The organism is Rhizobacter sp. (genome assembly GCF_031412075.1).
Lineage (GTDB): Bacteria > Pseudomonadota > Gammaproteobacteria > Burkholderiales > Burkholderiaceae_C > Rhizobacter.
This window is the reverse complement of sequence record NZ_JANOCG010000650.1, coordinates 1-15,556: the sequence shown is the minus strand read 5'-3', so window position 1 is coordinate 15,556 and position 15,556 is coordinate 1. Positions and strand designations below refer to the sequence as shown.

Sequence of the window (15,556 nt, the reverse complement as noted above, 5' to 3'; positions counted from 1 at the left end):
TCCGGTTCGTCTGGCCGTCTCGCCCGTGGCGGCGCCTGACTCGGCAACTCACGGCAAGGTGATGGTCACGTGTGCCGCTTGCGGTGCGAGCTTCACGACCTCTTGATAAGCCGCCAGGTCGCGTTCGGTGTTGCGTGACAACTGCCAGCGCAGGCCGGTGAAGGCCAACACACCGAGCAGAGCAAACACCGAGCCAATCACCCACAACGGCACTTCGTTCTTGAGCCGGTTGGTCACCTGATCAGGCGGCGCCCAGTGCGGCGCAAAGGCGGCGCGCGAGCCCTTGAGGTGGGCGATTTCGTCACCCAGGCGTGCAGTGAGGTAGTTCAGCTTCTCGCTTCCTTCAATGAGGTACTTGCCCTGAAAGCCCATCAGCAAGCACATGTGAAAGACCTCGAGGATCTGGATGCGTGAGGCACCTTCACGCCGCAGCGTTTCGAGCTTGACGAAGAACTGCTCACCTGCGAGCTGCTCGCCGAAGAACTGCAGCTGCAGCGGCTGGCGCTGCCAGGCGTCGCGAACCTTGAACTGCGACATCAAGATCAGCTCGTCGACCGTGGCACAAAACGCGTACTTGCACAGGTGCACGTCTTCGGCCGAGCTGCCTAGCTTGGTGGCACCTCGCTCCAGGCCGGTGAGGAACTCCTTGATGTGCAAGCGAAAGGTGTCGGCATCGCTCGGGCCTTGTTTGGCGCGCAGCAAGAAGAGCAGGTAAAAGCCGTCGTACATCAGATCCAGCAAAGTGCGCGCTTCACGGGGCGTGCTGCCGCTGGTGGGTGTGAGCGGGCTCACGCCACCGGCGTTGAAAAGTGATGGCGGTTGCGGGGCTTGGGCGTTCATGCGTTGATTGCGATCAGTTCAAGTTTCAGATCGGGCAAGCCGCCGGGCACGTACAGCGAGACGGCCTGCGCCTGCATCATGCGTTCGTACAGCGCGCCGCGCGGTTCGACGGCAAAGTAGTAGCTGCCCGGGCGCACCGGTATCGCGGCGGGCACCTGCGGCGCATGCGTGAGTTGCACACCCGCCATGGCCGAGAGCACCAGCTTCTCGACGTCTTCAGGGGCGCCGATCTTGAAGCGCAATGGCACGGCTTCCACCAGCTCGGCCGGTGGCATCGAGGCACTGACGCCGAGATAAAGGTTGGTCGCGCCCGTGATCTGCTGGGCGTCGAGCCGGCCCTGGTGGAACGAAGGGCGCACTTCCGACAGCGCGATGGCGAAGTAGCGGGTCGAGATCACCGTCTCCAGCAGCTCGCGGATGATGTTGTCGAGTTTGAAGAAGGCCGGTCCGGGGTTGGCGTGGTCGTAGGCCGGCAGGTCGGCCAGGGTGAATCCCTTCGAGAAGGTCATCAGCGCGCCAGCGAGTTCCAGCAAGCGCTGGAACAGGCGCTCCGGCGGCAGGCCGGGGTGGCGCATCAGGTGCGACAGCGATGCGTAGGCCGCGCTGGCCGTGTGCAACAACCAGAACGAAGCCACGTCGCCAGAGCGAAACTCGATGATGTTTTTCGACGGTTCGCGGTGAAAGCCGTAGAGCGCATCGACCTTGGCCTGCAAGACATCGAGCAGGCGGCGCAGGTAGAGAAACATCACCGGCGAGGCCTGGATCGTGAGTGACGGCGGCACATAACGCGGGTCGAGCTCAAAGCCCCCGGTGGCATTGCGGCGCACGCGCAGCACCGGCATGGTCACGAGGTGTCCTCTCGGGTCATGCTCGGCCACCAGCTTCACCGATTTGCCGAGCAGGCTCAGTTGCGCGGCGGTGGCATCGGTGAACTGGTCTTCAACGTCCTTTTGAACCTGGTAATAGCGTGTGGCTGTGTCAGCTTCTTCGCGAGTCGGCGCGAAGTTGCTGCCATTGGCGCGCAAGGGTGCAGTGGCGGCGTGCAGTACGACCTCGTTGCCTTGCGCAAAGGCGGCGTCGAGCGCCAGTGGTGCAGGCAGTTCATCTTCAGCCGGCGCGTTGTAGAACTCGCCATCGGGCAGCACCATCTGCAGCTCAAGCAGGCGCAAGCGACCAGCTTGGAGTGCGTCGGTGTCGACCTTGATGCTGCGCACGCCCCAGGCATAAGGATGCAGGCCGCGCACAGCCTGTGCCAGGCGCCACTCGTGATAAGCGTCTTGCTGCTGAAAGTGCTGCGGCCGCAGGAACAGGCCTTCGCCCCACAGAACCTTAGGTGTCGGAATCAAGATCTACCTTCCAGCAAGAGTTGCTTACTTGACGGCGCAGGCCGTGCTGTTGAGTTTCATGGCGGCGCTTGTCACGCCAACGGGTTCACCCGACGCGATGCTGAGTGTGCAGGCGTGAGCGCCCAGCACAAAACCTTGATCGAGCCGAAAGGTCTCGAGCTCGAAGGCATAGCGCCAGCGTTGCGGGGCGGGTGCGCGAAAGAGCGCGACCACGCCCACATGCGTGGCCTCGCGGGCCCAACGCTCGCTGATCTGATGTTGTTGGCCAGGCAGCAGAACGATTTCTCGACTTTCGATGAGCTCGTCGGCTAGCGCTTCTTTCTCTTTGGCGTTGTTACCGAAAGTTTCATATGGCGCATTCAGAAAGGCGGTCGTGCTGCGCAGCTTGTAGACGCGAACGACCAGCGACAAAGAGCGCCCGGCCGCGTCGACGTTGAGCGAGTCGCTTGCGGCAAGGCGCAACTTCATGCTTCTCGCCGGTTTGGCCGATTCGGGCAGCTCGGGTGCTTGAGGCACTTCGGGCTTCTTGAAGCCGATGGTTTCCAGGGCTTTGTCACCCATGTTGCCGAGCCCCTCACCCAGCTTGCTGGCCGTTTCGCAGCCGGTCAGCGCCACGATCGCGCAGAGTGCTGTCGCATGCGTCAATCGTCTTGAGGGTAGCTTGCACCGCTTGATCATCTTGGAATTCAGTTGCGCCTGGTCACTTGCCGGCAAGGCCCAATACAACGTGCAGTGGGGCGTCTGAGTTTAAAGGCGCGCGATGTTGATTTGTGGCCTCGCCCCCCAGGAGAGGGATGCCCTCGCATCGACGACTCGGTAACATCGAGTAAGCCCTGCAGGGATCGCAGAATTTTGCGATTTAATCCAGTTTTAGATGCATCTGGTTTCGTGGGTGTTCATGTGGTTTCATAAGCTCGCATCGCGAGTCGAATCGAGGGAGTGGGTTGGTGAAGTTTTCTGTCCAGCATCTGCAGCGGCCTTTGGTCGCTTGTGTTCTTACAAGTGGTTTGCTGTTTCTTGGCGCTTGCGCCAGCGCTCCCAAACCGATGGCGTCGTTGATGCCGCCAACCTATGCCGAGTTGATGGCGTCTGCTGAAGACGCGCAACGCAAAGGTGGCGTGGTGGAGGCCATGGGTTTCTATGAGAAGGCCACCAAGGCCGACCCTTCCAAGAAGCAACCTTGGGCTCGCATTGCCCAAGCGCAGTTTGATGCGCGCAACTACGGCTCGGCGATTGCGGCAGCTCAAGAGGTCTTGCAGCGCGATACCGCAGACGTCACCGCAAAAAGCATCATGGCCGTGAGCGGTCTTCGTGTGTCGGCCAACGCGCTCGAGCAGCTGAGGCTTGCCAACGCGCTCGGCGGCAGCACTCGCGATGAAGCACAAGCGCTCGCCCGCATCATGCGCGACGCCTTGGGTGAGTCGATTCTTCCGCCGCCGGTGTCGACGCCCACGCCGGCTGCCGGTGACAGGCCCGTTGTTCGCCCCCCTGTCCGCCGAGCAACGCCAGAACCGGCGCCCGCTCCCGCAACAGAACCCAAACGCAATCCGTTCGACGCCCTCAAGGGCTGAGATTCACGCCGTCTGCACCCCAGAGAGGACATCATGGCCAAGAAAGACAGTGTTCAAAAGCGCCTCGAGCGTGTTCGCCCCCCGCGGGTTCAGCTTTCGTATGACGTCGAGATCGGCGATGCGATCGAAAGCAAGGAACTTCCGTTTGTCATGGGCGTGATGGGTGACTTCACCGGTCAACAAGATCCCGACAACCCGCTGCCCAAGCTGAAAGAGCGCAAGTTCGTCAACGTCGATCTCGACAACTTCGACGAAGTGCTCGATGGCATGGCGCCCAAGGCAAGCTACCGCGTCAAGAACAAGCTGAGTGGTGACGGCGGCGAGTTCGCCGTCAACCTGCAGTTCAAGTCGCTTGACGACTTCAGTCCTGAGGCGGTGGTGCAGCAAGTCGAGCCGCTGCGCAAGCTGCTGGAGGCTCGCACCAAGTTGTCCGACCTTCGCAACAAGTTGGCGGGCAACGACAAGCTCGAAGACGTGTTGAGCGACGTGCTCAGCAACACCGAGAAGCTCAAGCAGTTGGGCCAAGAGGCCGGCAAGGATCAGGAGTAAGTCATGAGCACAGCATCGCAATCCTCGGGGCAGGCAGCAGCCGGCACCACCGAGCTGGGTTTGCTCGATGACATCGTCGCGCAGAGCAAGGTCGCCAAGACCACAACCGAGCACAACCGCGCGAAAGACATCATTGGCGAACTCGTCAAGGAAGTGCTGCAAGGCACGGTGGTGGTTTCCGACAACCTGTCGGCCACACTGGACGCGCGTGTTGCAGAGCTGGACGCACTGATCTCGGCTCAGCTGAGCGAAGTGATGCACGGCGCGGAGTTCCAGAAGCTCGAGTCGTCATGGCGCGGCTTGCACTATCTCTGCAAGCACACGAGCACGGGTGAGCAGATCAAGATCAAAGTCTTCAACACCACCAAGAAAGAGTTGGTGCGTGACTTCAAGACGGCCATTGACTTCGATCAGAGCGCCTTGTTCAAGAAGGTCTATGAAGAAGAGTTCGGCACCTTCGGCGGTGCGCCGTTCGGTGCGTTGATTGGTGACTTTGATATTGGTCGCCAGGCCGAAGACATGTACTTTGTGGAGCAGATGTCCCACGTGGCTGCTGCGGCCCATGCACCCTTCGTCACGGCGGCGTCGCCTGAATTGTTCGGCCTCGAAACCTACACCGACATGGGTCGCCCACGCGACCTCTCGAAAGTGTTTGACACCGTTGAATACGCAAAGTGGAAGTCGTTCCGCGAATCCGAAGATTCGCGCTATGTTGGCCTCACGCTGCCGCGCTTTCTGGGTCGCCTGCCGTTCAATCCGAAAGACGGGACTACCACTGAAGGCTTCAACTATGTGGAAGACGTGGACGGTTCAAACCACTCCAAGTACCTGTGGGTCAATGCCTCGTATGCGTTTGCGGCCCGTTTGACCGCGGCGTTTGAAACCTACGGCTGGTGTGCTGCGATCCGGGGTGTGGAAGGTGGCGGCTTGGTCGAAGATTTGCCGACTCACACGTTCAAGACTGACGACGGCGAAGTGGCACTCAAGTGCCCGACCGAAATCGCTATCACCGATCGGCGCGAAAAAGAGTTGAGCGACCTGGGCTTCATCCCGCTGGTGCATTGCAAGAACACCGATTACGCAGCCTTCTTCGGCGCGCAATCGGCGCAAAAAACCAAAAAGTACGACTCCGACTCGGCCAATGCCAATGCGTCGCTGTCGGCGCAGTTGCAGTACATGTTTGCCGTCTCGCGCATCTCGCATTACATGAAGGCCATGATGCGCGACAAGATCGGCAGCTTCGCCAGTGTCGAGAACGTGCAGACCTACCTCAACCAGTGGTTGAGTCAGTACATCCTGAGCTCCGACGACGCGTCGCACGAGCAGAAGGCCAAGTTCCCGTTGCGTGAGGGCACGGTGCAGGTAGTTGAAGTTGCCGGCAAACCAGGGGTGTATCGCGCGGTTGCATTCTTGCGGCCGCACTTTCAACTCGACGAGCTCTCGGTCTCGTTGCGGTTGGTTGCCGAACTGCCCACAGGGGCAGGCGGCTAAGCGCCGGGATTCGCTAGCTTGCGAAGCTCGGTTTTCTACGTACTCAAGGGAAAACACAAATGAAAGATATCTACGTCAAGTTCACGAAAAAGACCAATTCCAAAGACATCCCCGGTGAGTCGCTTGATGCGGACCACAAGGACTGGCTGGAAGTGACGTCTTGGGAGCACAGCATCACGCAGCCGAAGTCGGCAACTGCCTCGTCTTCGGGTGGTCATACTGCAGAGCGCTGCGAGCACGGCCTGATGAGCTTCACCAAAGACATCGACAAAGCCAGCGTCTATCTGTGGGAAGCCAGCTCGGCTGCCTATGCCTACGACGTAGAAATTCAGTTCTTCCGTGCCACCGGTAGCGTTCGCACCAACTACCTCACCATCAAGCTGACCAATGCCATCGTTGCCCAGACCAACATGTCTGTGCCGCCTAATGGCCTGCCGGTGGAAACCTTTTCGCTGAAATACGCGAAAGTCACCTGGCTGCACAAGGGTTCCAAGACTGACGGTACCGCCAACGTCGGCAACGACCCGGCTGGCTGGGATCTTGCCGCCAACAAGGCTGCTGCCTGATCGCTGTCTGATCTGGCGAAGGGCCGCGTGCATCGCGGCCCTTTTTGTTACTCAGCTTGCTTATATGTTTGAAGTTCGTTTTTGTGGTCTCAGCGCATGCGTTACGCGCCCAGTTTGCTCGACAAGTTGATTCACAAGTCGTTGAACGAACGACCCGGTGAGGTGTTGCCCGGTTTGTCGCTCGACGAATTGAAGGATTCAGTGGCGGCCGATTTGGAGGCCCTGCTCAATACCCGCAGCGCATTGACTGCCGACGAGCAGCAGCAGTTTCCTTTGAGCGCCCGATCGGTCGCCAACTATGGCGTGCCCGACTTCGCATCCCGCAGTTTGTCCAGTGGCTTGGATCGCGATTTCATATGCCAGGCCATACAACAATCCATCGAACGGCAAGACGGTCGTTTGCGCGCGGTGCATGTGTCGCTTGAAGCTGAAGGGCACGGATTCAACCGGCTGAACTTCACCATTCGAGCCACCTTGCGTGTGTCCGACGTAGGTGAGCAAGTGAGCTTCGATGCTCGTTTCGAGCCCAGCATTCAACGCTATTCCGTCGCCCGCCAGCGCGGCAGTGGCGCTGTTCGCGCGAGTGTGACATGAGAGATCTGCTTCCTTACTTCGAAGCGGAACTGGCGCGGCTACGTGGTTCCGCCAAACTCTTTGCGGCTGACTACCCGAAGATCGCCGGGCGGTTGATGCTGGGTTCCGACTTGTCTGAGGATCCGCACGTCGAGCGCTTGATCCAGTCGTTTGCGTTATTGGCCGCGCGCGTTCACAAGCGTCTGGACGACGACTTTCCACTGGTCACGGAATCGCTGCTCGACGTTCTTTACCCGCACTACCTGCGCTCGTTCCCATCGTGTTCGATCGCGCAATTTGACGTTAGTGGGGTGGCCGGGCAGATGAGCGCGCCGATATTGATCGAGCGCAAGACGGCATTGAACTCCCGTGCCGTGCGCGGAGTGATCTGCAAGTTCCGCTCGGCCTACGACGTGACCTTGGCGCCGCTCAAGTTGCGCTCTGCGGCGTATCGAAATGCGGTGATGGCGCCCGAAGGTACACGGCTGCCGCAGTCGGCCACGTCGGCCATTTCTTTGCAATTCGAGTTGCTCTCAGCTCAGGTTTCCTGGGCTGCCTTGGGCGATACCCTGCGTGTCTACCTGGATGGTGAGGCTTCGCAGATCAGCGTGTTGCGTGAAGTGCTGTGCAATCGCGTTGTGTCTGTCATGGTGCAAACCACCGCCCACGGGCCATGGTCGGGCCCGTACAAGCAACTCCCCGAACTGGTTGGTTTTGCCGATGACGAAGCGCTGATCGACTATGACGAGCGCTCGCACCCGGCCTACCGCTTGCTCACCGAATACTTTGCATTCCCCGAGAAGTTCAACTTCATCGACCTGCCGTTACCGCGTTTCACCCCGGTCGGACAGGGTGCTCACGACACCGACTCCACTGCAGGCCCGCGCACCATCACTTTGCACTTTGTCTTGGCGGGGCTGCGCGCCGACTCTGACCAGGCCCGCGCACTTGAGAGCGTGTCGGCGCGCAATTTCGCCATGGGCTGTACACCGGTAGTCAACTTGTTCACGCAGAACGCTGACCCGATCCGAATCACGCACGCTGTCACCCAGTACCCCGTCGTTGTCGATGCTCGTCGGGCCTTCGGCTATGAGGTCTATTCGATCGACAAGGTGTTTCGCGTCAAGCAAACACCACAAGGCGATTCAATCGACGAATTCAAGCCCTTCTTTTCTCTGCAGCACGAAGACTTGCTGGGTGAAGGCGACGTGCCTGGAGAAGGACCGCCGGGCCGCTATTGGCATGCCCAAGTCAATGAAGCAGTGGCGGCAATCAGCCCGGGGTATGAACTGGAGTTGTCGATCGTCGACATCGACTTTGACCCGGCAGTTCCCCAAACCGACACGCTGTCGATGCACGTTACGGCCACGAACCGCGACCTGCCCAGCCTCCTCAGCTTCGGCAACTCGGGCGGTGACTTGTTCATCGAAGGGGGCAGCATTGCGCGTGAGATCAAGCTCTTGCGCAAGCCCACGGCAAGCTACCGTTTCGAGCGCGGCCGTGGCAGCTTGTGGCGACTCATTTCCCACTTGTCGCTGAACCATCTGTCCTTAAGTGGCCGCGGTGTCGATGCGCTCAAGGAAATGCTGCGCTTGTATGACCTGCCTCGCGACGCAACCAACCGGCGGCAGGTCGACGGAATCGTGTCTATCGAGTTTTCCCCCGCGACGGTTTGGCTCGACGGCAAGCCCTTCGCAAGCTTCGTGCGCGGGACCGAGGTGCGCATCTCGGTCGATGAAGACAGTTATGTGGGCACAGGCCTGAGTCTTTTTGCGGCGATGCTCGACCGTTTTTTCGGTTTGTACGTGCACATCAATAGCTTCTCGCAGCTGACCGTCATCTCGGCACGTACCCAACAAGCCTTGTTCCAATGCCCACCCCGCAACGGCGCCGCTCAACTGATCTGATCGAACAACTGTTCGAGGCTCCGCATCGCTTTGAATTCTTTCAGGCGGTGCGTTTGTTGGAGCGTTGGCTGGCCAGCGATGAGCCGAGGTCCAGCGGTGAGCTGCTGCCACTGGAGTTGCGATTTCTCAATTCCACATCACTGTCATTTCCGGCGAGCGAGGTCGAGTCGTTGGTGGTGCACCGACGCGACAAGAAGCCGCATGGCGAAGACGAACGGGGGCTGGTCGAGCGCATCGAAATCACGCCGGCTTTCATGGGCATGCTGGGCCTCGCCGGCACCTTGCCTCTGATCTACACCGAGCAAATTGCCCAAAGAGAGCTCTATCAGAAGGACGCGTCAGCCCGCAGCTTCCTGGACATGTTCAGCCACCGTGCGGTGAGTCTCTTCTACGCGGCCTGGAAAAAAAGCCGCCTGCACCTGCAGTACGAAACAGACCGCAAGAGCCGCTTTGCACCCATGGTGCTGGCGCTGGCTGGCGTCGGTCAGGCCTCGCTGAATGACCGGCTGAAGCCCGACGAGGGGGGCGTCGACGACGAGAGCCTCGCCTTCTTCGCTGGCGCGCTGCAGCAGCGTGTGCTGTCGGCTCAGCAACTGCAGCAGCTCTTGTCGCGCTACCTGCGGGTGCCGGTGCGCATCGAGCAGTTTTGTGGCCGCTGGTACACCTTGCCGGCGGAAGCGCGTGTTTCGTTGGGGTTGGGCAATGGCGTGCTCGGCCGCAATGCCTTGTCTGGCGAACGGGTGTGGCAGCGTGACTTGTGTGTCAAGGTCATGCTGGGCCCGCTCAACCACGCGCTGTTCCAGCGGTTTCTGCCGGGTGCGCCGGGAGCCACGGCGTTACGTGAGTTGCTGACCCTCCTCAGCGGGGTCAGCCTCGAATACGAAATCAACCTCACGCTGCGCGCCGACGCCGTGAAAAACAGCGCTCTCGATTCAAGCCGCTCGCCGCTGGCTGGTCGCTTGGGTTGGGACACCTACGTGCAGACACGCCCCACCGAGAACGACCGCTGCGACGTGCGCTACGACATTCATGCCGCAAGCGCGGCCTAGATTTCTCCCATAAAAACCATCGCTGTCATCACTTCCAGGCGCCATGTCCAACAACCTCAAGACCCTGATCTCCAAGCTCAACGACACCACGCGCCGCGCGGCCGAGCGTGCCGCCAGCCTGTGCATGGCACGTGGCAACTACGAAGTCGATCTGGAACATCTGTTCCTCGCGTTGCTGGAGAGCCCGCAAAGTGACTTCGCGCTGTTGTGCAAGAAGTCGGGCATCTCCGCCACCGAGCTGCAGCGCGACCTAGAAACCGAGATCAGCCGTTTCAAGAACGGCAACACGCGCACGCCGGTGTTTTCGCAGCACCTGCCGGTCTTGCTGGAGCATGCTTGGCTGATCGCGTCGCTGGAGTCGCACACCTCGCGCATCCGCAGTGCACACCTGCTGCTCGCGTTGTTGACCGAGCCCAGTCTGAGCCAGCTGGCCTACCGCGGCTCCAAGCTGTTCGTGAAGTTCAAGCTCGACGAACTGAAGCACAAGCTGCCCGAACTCACGCAAGGCTCGCAGGAAGCCGGTGAATCGGTGCGCTCCGTCGACGCGCCGGCCCCCGGCAGCGACGAAGAAGAAGCCGAACAATCTGCCGCGCCAGGCAAGACACCCGCGCTCGACCAGTTCACCACCAACCTCACGCAGCGCGCGCGCGACGGCAAGGTCGACCCGGTGATCGGCCGCGACCCCGAGATCCGCCAGTGCATCGACATCCTGATGCGCCGCCGCCAGAACAACCCCATCCTCACCGGCGAAGCTGGCGTGGGCAAAACCGCCGTGGTCGAAGGCCTGGCCCTGCGCATCGCGCAAGGCGACGTGCCGCCGCCGCTGCAAGGTGTGGAGCTGCACACGCTCGACATGGGCTTGCTGCAAGCCGGCGCGTCGGTGAAAGGCGAGTTCGAAAACCGTTTGAAGAACGTGATCGACGAGGTGAAGCGCAGCCCGCACCCGATCATCCTGTTCATCGACGAAGCCCACACCATGATCGGCGCCGGCGGTCAGGCTGGCCAGAACGACGCGGCCAACCTGCTCAAGCCCGCTTTGGCGCGCGGCGAGTTGCGCACCGTGGCGGCCACGACCTGGAGCGAATACAAGAAGTACTTCGAGAAAGACGCTGCGCTGGCGCGGCGCTTCCAGGTGGTGAAGGTTGAAGAGCCGAGCGAGCCACTGGCCGCCGCCATGTTGCGCGGCATGGCGCCGTTGATGGAGAAGCACTTCAACGTGCGCTTGTTCGATGAAGCCATCACCGAAGCCGTGCGCTTGTCGGCGCGCTACATCAGCGGGCGGCTACTGCCCGACAAGGCCATCAGCGTTCTCGACACCGCCTGTGCCAAGGTGGCCATGGGCCAAAGCGCGACGCCGTCTGCGATCGAAGACACCAACCGCCACCTTGATCGCTTGGCTGCTGAACGAGGCGCACTGGAGCGCGAAGCCGCAGCCGGTGCCGACCACGCGGCGCGATTGGCCGAGTTGACCGAACAACAACAGCAGCTGAGCGACAAGGCCGCGGCACTCAAGACACGTTGGGAGCTGGAGAAGACGCTGGTCGGCGAGATTCGCGAGATGCGTGCGGGTCTGGAAGCCAAGCCGACGCCTGCCGCCGAACCCGATGCCAAGCCGAAGGCGAGCAAGACGGGCAAGGCCAAGGCCGCGCCCGCATCACCCGAACACGCCGCTCTGCAAGCCAAGCTCGCCGAGCTGGCCACGCTGCAAGGCGAAAGCCCGATGGTGCCGATGCAGGTCGACGGCACCGTGGTGGCCGAGATCGTCGCCGCCTGGACGGGCATTCCGCTCGGCAAGATGGTCAAGGACGAGATCAAGACCGTGCTCAGCCTCTTGCCCACGCTGCAAGAACGCATCATCGGCCAAGACCACGCACTCGAAGCCGTCGCCCAACGTGTGCGCACAGCACGCGCCAACCTCGAAGACCCGAACAAGCCCAAGGGCGTGTTCATGTTCGTTGGCCCCTCCGGTGTGGGCAAGACCGAGACCGCGCTGGCCTTGGCCGACGTGCTCTACGGCGGTGAGCGCAACATGATCACCATCAACATGAGTGAGTACCAGGAGGCCCACACCGTGAGCGGCCTCAAGGGTTCGCCCCCTGGCTATGTGGGCTATGGCGAAGGTGGTGTGTTGACCGAAGCTGTGCGCCGCCGCCCCTACAGCGTGGTGCTGCTCGACGAAGTGGAGAAGGCCCACCCCGACGTGCTGGAGATGTTCTTCCAGGTCTTCGACAAGGGCGTGATGGACGACGCCGAAGGTCGCGAGATCGACTTCCGCAACGCGCTGATCATCCTCACCAGCAACGTCGGCTCGCAGGCCATCATGCAGACCTGCCTCAACAAACCGCCCGAAGAGGTGCCCGACGCTGACACGCTCACCGAGCAGTTGCGTCCGCAGCTCTACAAGGCGTTCAAGCCGGCTTTCCTAGGCCGCATGAAGGTCGTGCCCTACTACCCGATCTCAGACGACGTGCTGGAGCAGATCATCCGCCTGAAGCTCGGACGCATCGCCGCGCGTGTGGCCACCAACCACAAGGCGCAGTTCGATTACGACGAGGGGCTGGTCGAGGCCGTGCTGGCGCGTTGCACCGAGGTCGATACCGGCGCGCGCGCGGTCGACCACATCCTCAACGGCACCTTGTTGCCCGAGATCGCCGAAAGCGTGCTGGCTCGCATGGCCGAGGGGCAGGCCATCGCGCGGATCAAGGTCAGCGCCGGGAAAGACGGGAAGTTCAAGTACAGCGTCAAGTGATCGTGCGGCCATGGTTACCGAAGTTTCATCTGTAACTGTGGCGCCCCGTCCCTATGAGGGATTGATGATCGGCCCCACTCACTGGGATGATCCAAGCTCGGCATTCCACGCGCCGAGTGCCTGCATCTCCGCCTTCCCAACATGACCGTTTTGTCTGCCGTTCAGTCCCTCGTGCAAGCCGTTCTGGCGGCGCTGGGCCCCAGCCAGAACCAGCGCCTGCTGCGTCTCTACACGCCGCTCGGCCCCAATGTGCTGCTGGCCGAGCGCATGCAAGGCAGCGAGACCATCGGCCCGCGTGACCCCGGCAACGCTGCAGCGGCAGGCTTCAAGTTCGAGGTGCTGGCGCTCAGCACCAATGCACACCTGCAGCTCAAAGACCTCATCGGCCAGCTGGTTCGGCTCGATCTGCTCACGCAACAAAGCCGCACCGAGCTGCGCCCCTTTCACGGCCACGTGACCGCTTTTGCACTGCTGGGCAGTGACGGCGGTTTGGCGCGCTACAAGCTGACCATCGAGCCGTGGCTGAGCTTTCTCGGCCATCGCCAAGATGCGTGGGTCTTCCAAGACAAGACGGTGATGCAGATCATCGACGAGGTGTTTGCCGACTACCAAGCCCAAGGCAAGCTCGCCCCCGCCTGGCGCTGGGAGCTGGCCGACGCGGCCCTCTACCCACGCCGCAGCCTGTGCATGCAGTACCACGAGAGCGACCTTGCCTTCGTGCAGCGCCTGCTGGCCGAAGAGGGCCTCTTCTGCTGGTTCGAACACGGAGCCGCCGAGGGCGACAGCCTGGGTCAGCACACTCTGGTGATCGCCGACCACAACGGCTGCTTCCAGCCCAATGTGCAGCGCCTGGTGCGCTTCACCCAAAGCGCCGCAGCGAGCTTCAAAGAAGACAGCCTCATCCAGTTCAACGAAGTCCGCCGCGTGGCCACCACGGCGCTGTCAGCGGCCAGCTGGGATCACGCCGCGGTGCAACAGGCCAGCGGCCAGGCAAGCGGCGATGCCCGGCTCAGCCCCGGTGAGTTGCAGCTCGGCCTGCGCGACCAGCCCGGCGCCTATGCGTACGAAGACGCCACCCAGGCCCAGCGAATCACCCAGCGCCAGCTCGAAGCCATCCAGGCCTCGGCCTGTCAGTTCCAAGCCCAAGGCTCATTGCGCCAGGCGGCCTGTGCCACCACTTTCGCATTGAGCGAGCACGCCAGCGTCGATGCCGGCACCCGCTGGGTCACACTGGCCGTGCAACACCGTGGGCGCAACAACATCAGCGCCGACCTCGGAACCAGCCTGCAAGGCCTGCTGGGCAAGATGCCGCCCGCCTTTGCCACCGCGAGCGACGACGCGCCCTTGGAACGTGCGCCCAAACCCAGCCTCTTCAGCGGCAACGCCAATCAGAGCACCGAGCCGCTGTATCAGGCGCTGCTGCTGACGCAGGATGCGGGCATCCAGGTGCGTGCTGCGAGCTGTGTCAACGAACATGGCGACATCGTCTTTACCCGCCCCCGAGTGAGCGGCGTGCAAACTGCCATCGTCGTTGGCCTGGGTGAACCCGTGCACACCGACCGCGACAACCGCATTAAGGTTCAGTTCCACTGGCAGCGCGGCGCCCAGAGCGGCCATCGCCTCAATCACCCTGCCGGCAGCAACGCACCTGGCGACGACAGCACCGGCACTTGGGTGCGCGTGAGCCAGGCCTGGGCGGGTGCCAACTGGGGCGGCCACCACACCCCGCGCCTGGGCCAGGAAGTGCTGGTCAGCTTCATTGAATGCGACATCGACCGCCCGGTGGTCATCGGCAGCGTCTACAACGGCCAAGGCCAACAAGACGCACAAGGCAACCAGGTTGCAGCCGGTGCGGCCACCGCCACGGGCAACGCCGGTAGCTGGTTCCCAGGCAACCAGACAGCCGGAGAACTCGAAGGCCACCAACACCCCCAAGTGCTGGCTGGCTTCAAGAGCCAAAGCCTGGACGCCAGCCAGAGCGGCAGCGGGGGCTATAACCAACTCGTGCTCGACGACAGCCCGGCCGAAGCGCGCATGCTGCTCGGCAGCACCACGGCCGCCAGCTGGCTGCAGCTCGGCCACCTGCTGCAGCAAAACGACAACCAGCGTCTCGCCAAACGAGGCCACGGCCTCGATCTCGCCACCACCGGCCACGGGGCCGTGCGTTCAGGCGCGGGCCTGCACCTCAGCGCCTACACGCGAGCCCAGGGCACCCATTCCAGCGCACAAAGTGTCGAAGCCAGGGCCGGTGTGAGCCAACTCGAACAAGCCGGCGAGCTGACCCAAACCCTGAGCGAGACTGCGCACAAACACAACGCCAAGCTCGGCGCCGAAGTGCAGCCGAATGAGATGCCGGTGCGCAAGAGCCAACAGGCCAGCGTTGAAAGCCTGAGCGCCACCGACAAACGCGGTGCCACGGAAGCCGCAGGCGATGAAGAGATGGTCGCCATCCAGGGCGGCGCCGGCAGCATCAGCGCGTGGAGTCGGCCCGACTTGCTGCTCAGCGCCCCCGGTGGTGTGGGCACGGCCACGCCCGCACACAGCGTGATGAGCGCAGGTCGCACCACCAGCCTGGCGGCGGGGCAAGACATCAACTGGACCAGCCAGCGCCACACTGCCGTGGCGGTGAAGGCGGGCCTGAGCCTCTTCACCTACGGCAAGGCACAAAACAGCAGCAAGCCCAACGCCGAGACTGGCATGCAGTTGCATGCGGCCACAGGCAACGTGAGCGTGCAGGCGCAGGGCAATACGCTGAACCTGACGGCCGACAAGGCGATCGCGGTGGCGAGTGTCACGAACGCCATCACGATGGGCTCGCCCAAGCATGTGTTGTTGACGGCGGGTGGGGCGTCTCTGCGGATCACGAGCGGGGCCATCACGCTCACGACCAGCGGGCCGGCTAGCTTCAAGGCGGC

Annotated in this window: 11 protein-coding genes and 1 pseudogene; 9 read left to right on the top strand and 3 right to left on the bottom strand. The window is 62.1% G+C overall.

All coding sequences use genetic code 11. The features are described from left to right. Positions 1-48: 48 nt before the first annotated feature. From icmH to tssJ, 3 genes are read right to left on the bottom strand one after another with little or no spacing between them, the layout of a single operon-like run. Complete coding sequence (gene icmH / locus RMO40_RS24105) at positions 49-840, bottom strand: type IVB secretion system protein IcmH/DotU (protein WP_309726253.1); 792 nt, start codon at positions 838-840, stop codon at positions 49-51. After that, positions 837-2,186, bottom strand: coding sequence for a type VI secretion system baseplate subunit TssK (tssK, locus tag RMO40_RS24100; RefSeq protein WP_309726251.1), 1,350 nt, complete (start codon positions 2,184-2,186; stop codon positions 837-839). The genes icmH and tssK overlap by 4 nt, the downstream gene beginning before the upstream one ends. Before the next feature lie 24 nt (positions 2,187-2,210). Then, the gene (gene tssJ / locus RMO40_RS24095; protein WP_309726249.1) at positions 2,211-2,864 is read right to left on the bottom strand and encodes a type VI secretion system lipoprotein TssJ; all 654 of its coding nucleotides are present in this window, start codon (positions 2,862-2,864) and stop codon (positions 2,211-2,213) included. Between the two features lie 380 nt (positions 2,865-3,244). On the opposite strand from tssJ, the gene RMO40_RS24090 reads away from it, so the two are divergent. The 9 genes and pseudogenes from RMO40_RS24090 to RMO40_RS24050 all read left to right on the top strand — a co-directional run. Continuing rightward, positions 3,245-3,757: a hypothetical protein gene (locus RMO40_RS24090; protein ID WP_309726247.1), complete on the top strand. Its 513-nt coding sequence runs from the start codon at positions 3,245-3,247 to the stop codon at positions 3,755-3,757. Positions 3,758-3,790: 33 nt separating this feature from the next. Beyond that, positions 3,791-4,306 carry a type VI secretion system contractile sheath small subunit gene (gene tssB, locus RMO40_RS24085; RefSeq protein ID WP_309726244.1) on the top strand — a complete coding sequence of 172 codons (516 nt, stop codon included), beginning with the start codon at positions 3,791-3,793 and terminating at the stop codon, positions 4,304-4,306. Between the two features lie 3 nt (positions 4,307-4,309). Further along, positions 4,310-5,797 carry a type VI secretion system contractile sheath large subunit gene (gene tssC, locus RMO40_RS24080; protein ID WP_309726242.1) on the top strand — a complete coding sequence of 496 codons (1,488 nt, stop codon included), beginning with the start codon at positions 4,310-4,312 and terminating at the stop codon, positions 5,795-5,797. A gap of 41 nt (positions 5,798-5,838) precedes the next feature. After that, a pseudogene (locus tag RMO40_RS24075) lies at positions 5,839-6,363 on the top strand (Hcp family type VI secretion system effector); the annotation flags it as partial. Between the two features lie 96 nt (positions 6,364-6,459). Next, entirely contained in the window at positions 6,460-6,957 is a 498-nt protein-coding gene (gene tssE, locus RMO40_RS24070) for a type VI secretion system baseplate subunit TssE (protein ID WP_309726240.1), read from the top strand. Beyond that, positions 6,954-8,843 (top strand): type VI secretion system baseplate subunit TssF, encoded by a 1,890-nt coding sequence (gene tssF / locus RMO40_RS24065; RefSeq protein WP_309726239.1) that lies wholly within the window; start codon positions 6,954-6,956, stop codon positions 8,841-8,843. The genes tssE and tssF overlap by 4 nt, the downstream gene beginning before the upstream one ends. Beyond that, entirely contained in the window at positions 8,807-9,892 is a 1,086-nt protein-coding gene (gene tssG, locus RMO40_RS24060; protein ID WP_309726236.1) for a type VI secretion system baseplate subunit TssG, read from the top strand. Before tssF ends, tssG begins: the two co-directional genes overlap by 37 nt. 43 nt (positions 9,893-9,935) lie before the next feature. After that, on the top strand, positions 9,936-12,641 hold the full coding sequence (gene tssH / locus RMO40_RS24055; RefSeq protein ID WP_309726234.1) for a type VI secretion system ATPase TssH: 2,706 nt from the start codon (positions 9,936-9,938) through the stop codon (positions 12,639-12,641). Positions 12,642-12,782: 141 nt separating this feature from the next. Next, positions 12,783-15,556, top strand: a 2,774-nt coding sequence (locus tag RMO40_RS24050) for a type VI secretion system Vgr family protein (RefSeq protein ID WP_309726232.1), incomplete at its 3' end; no start/stop codon positions are given.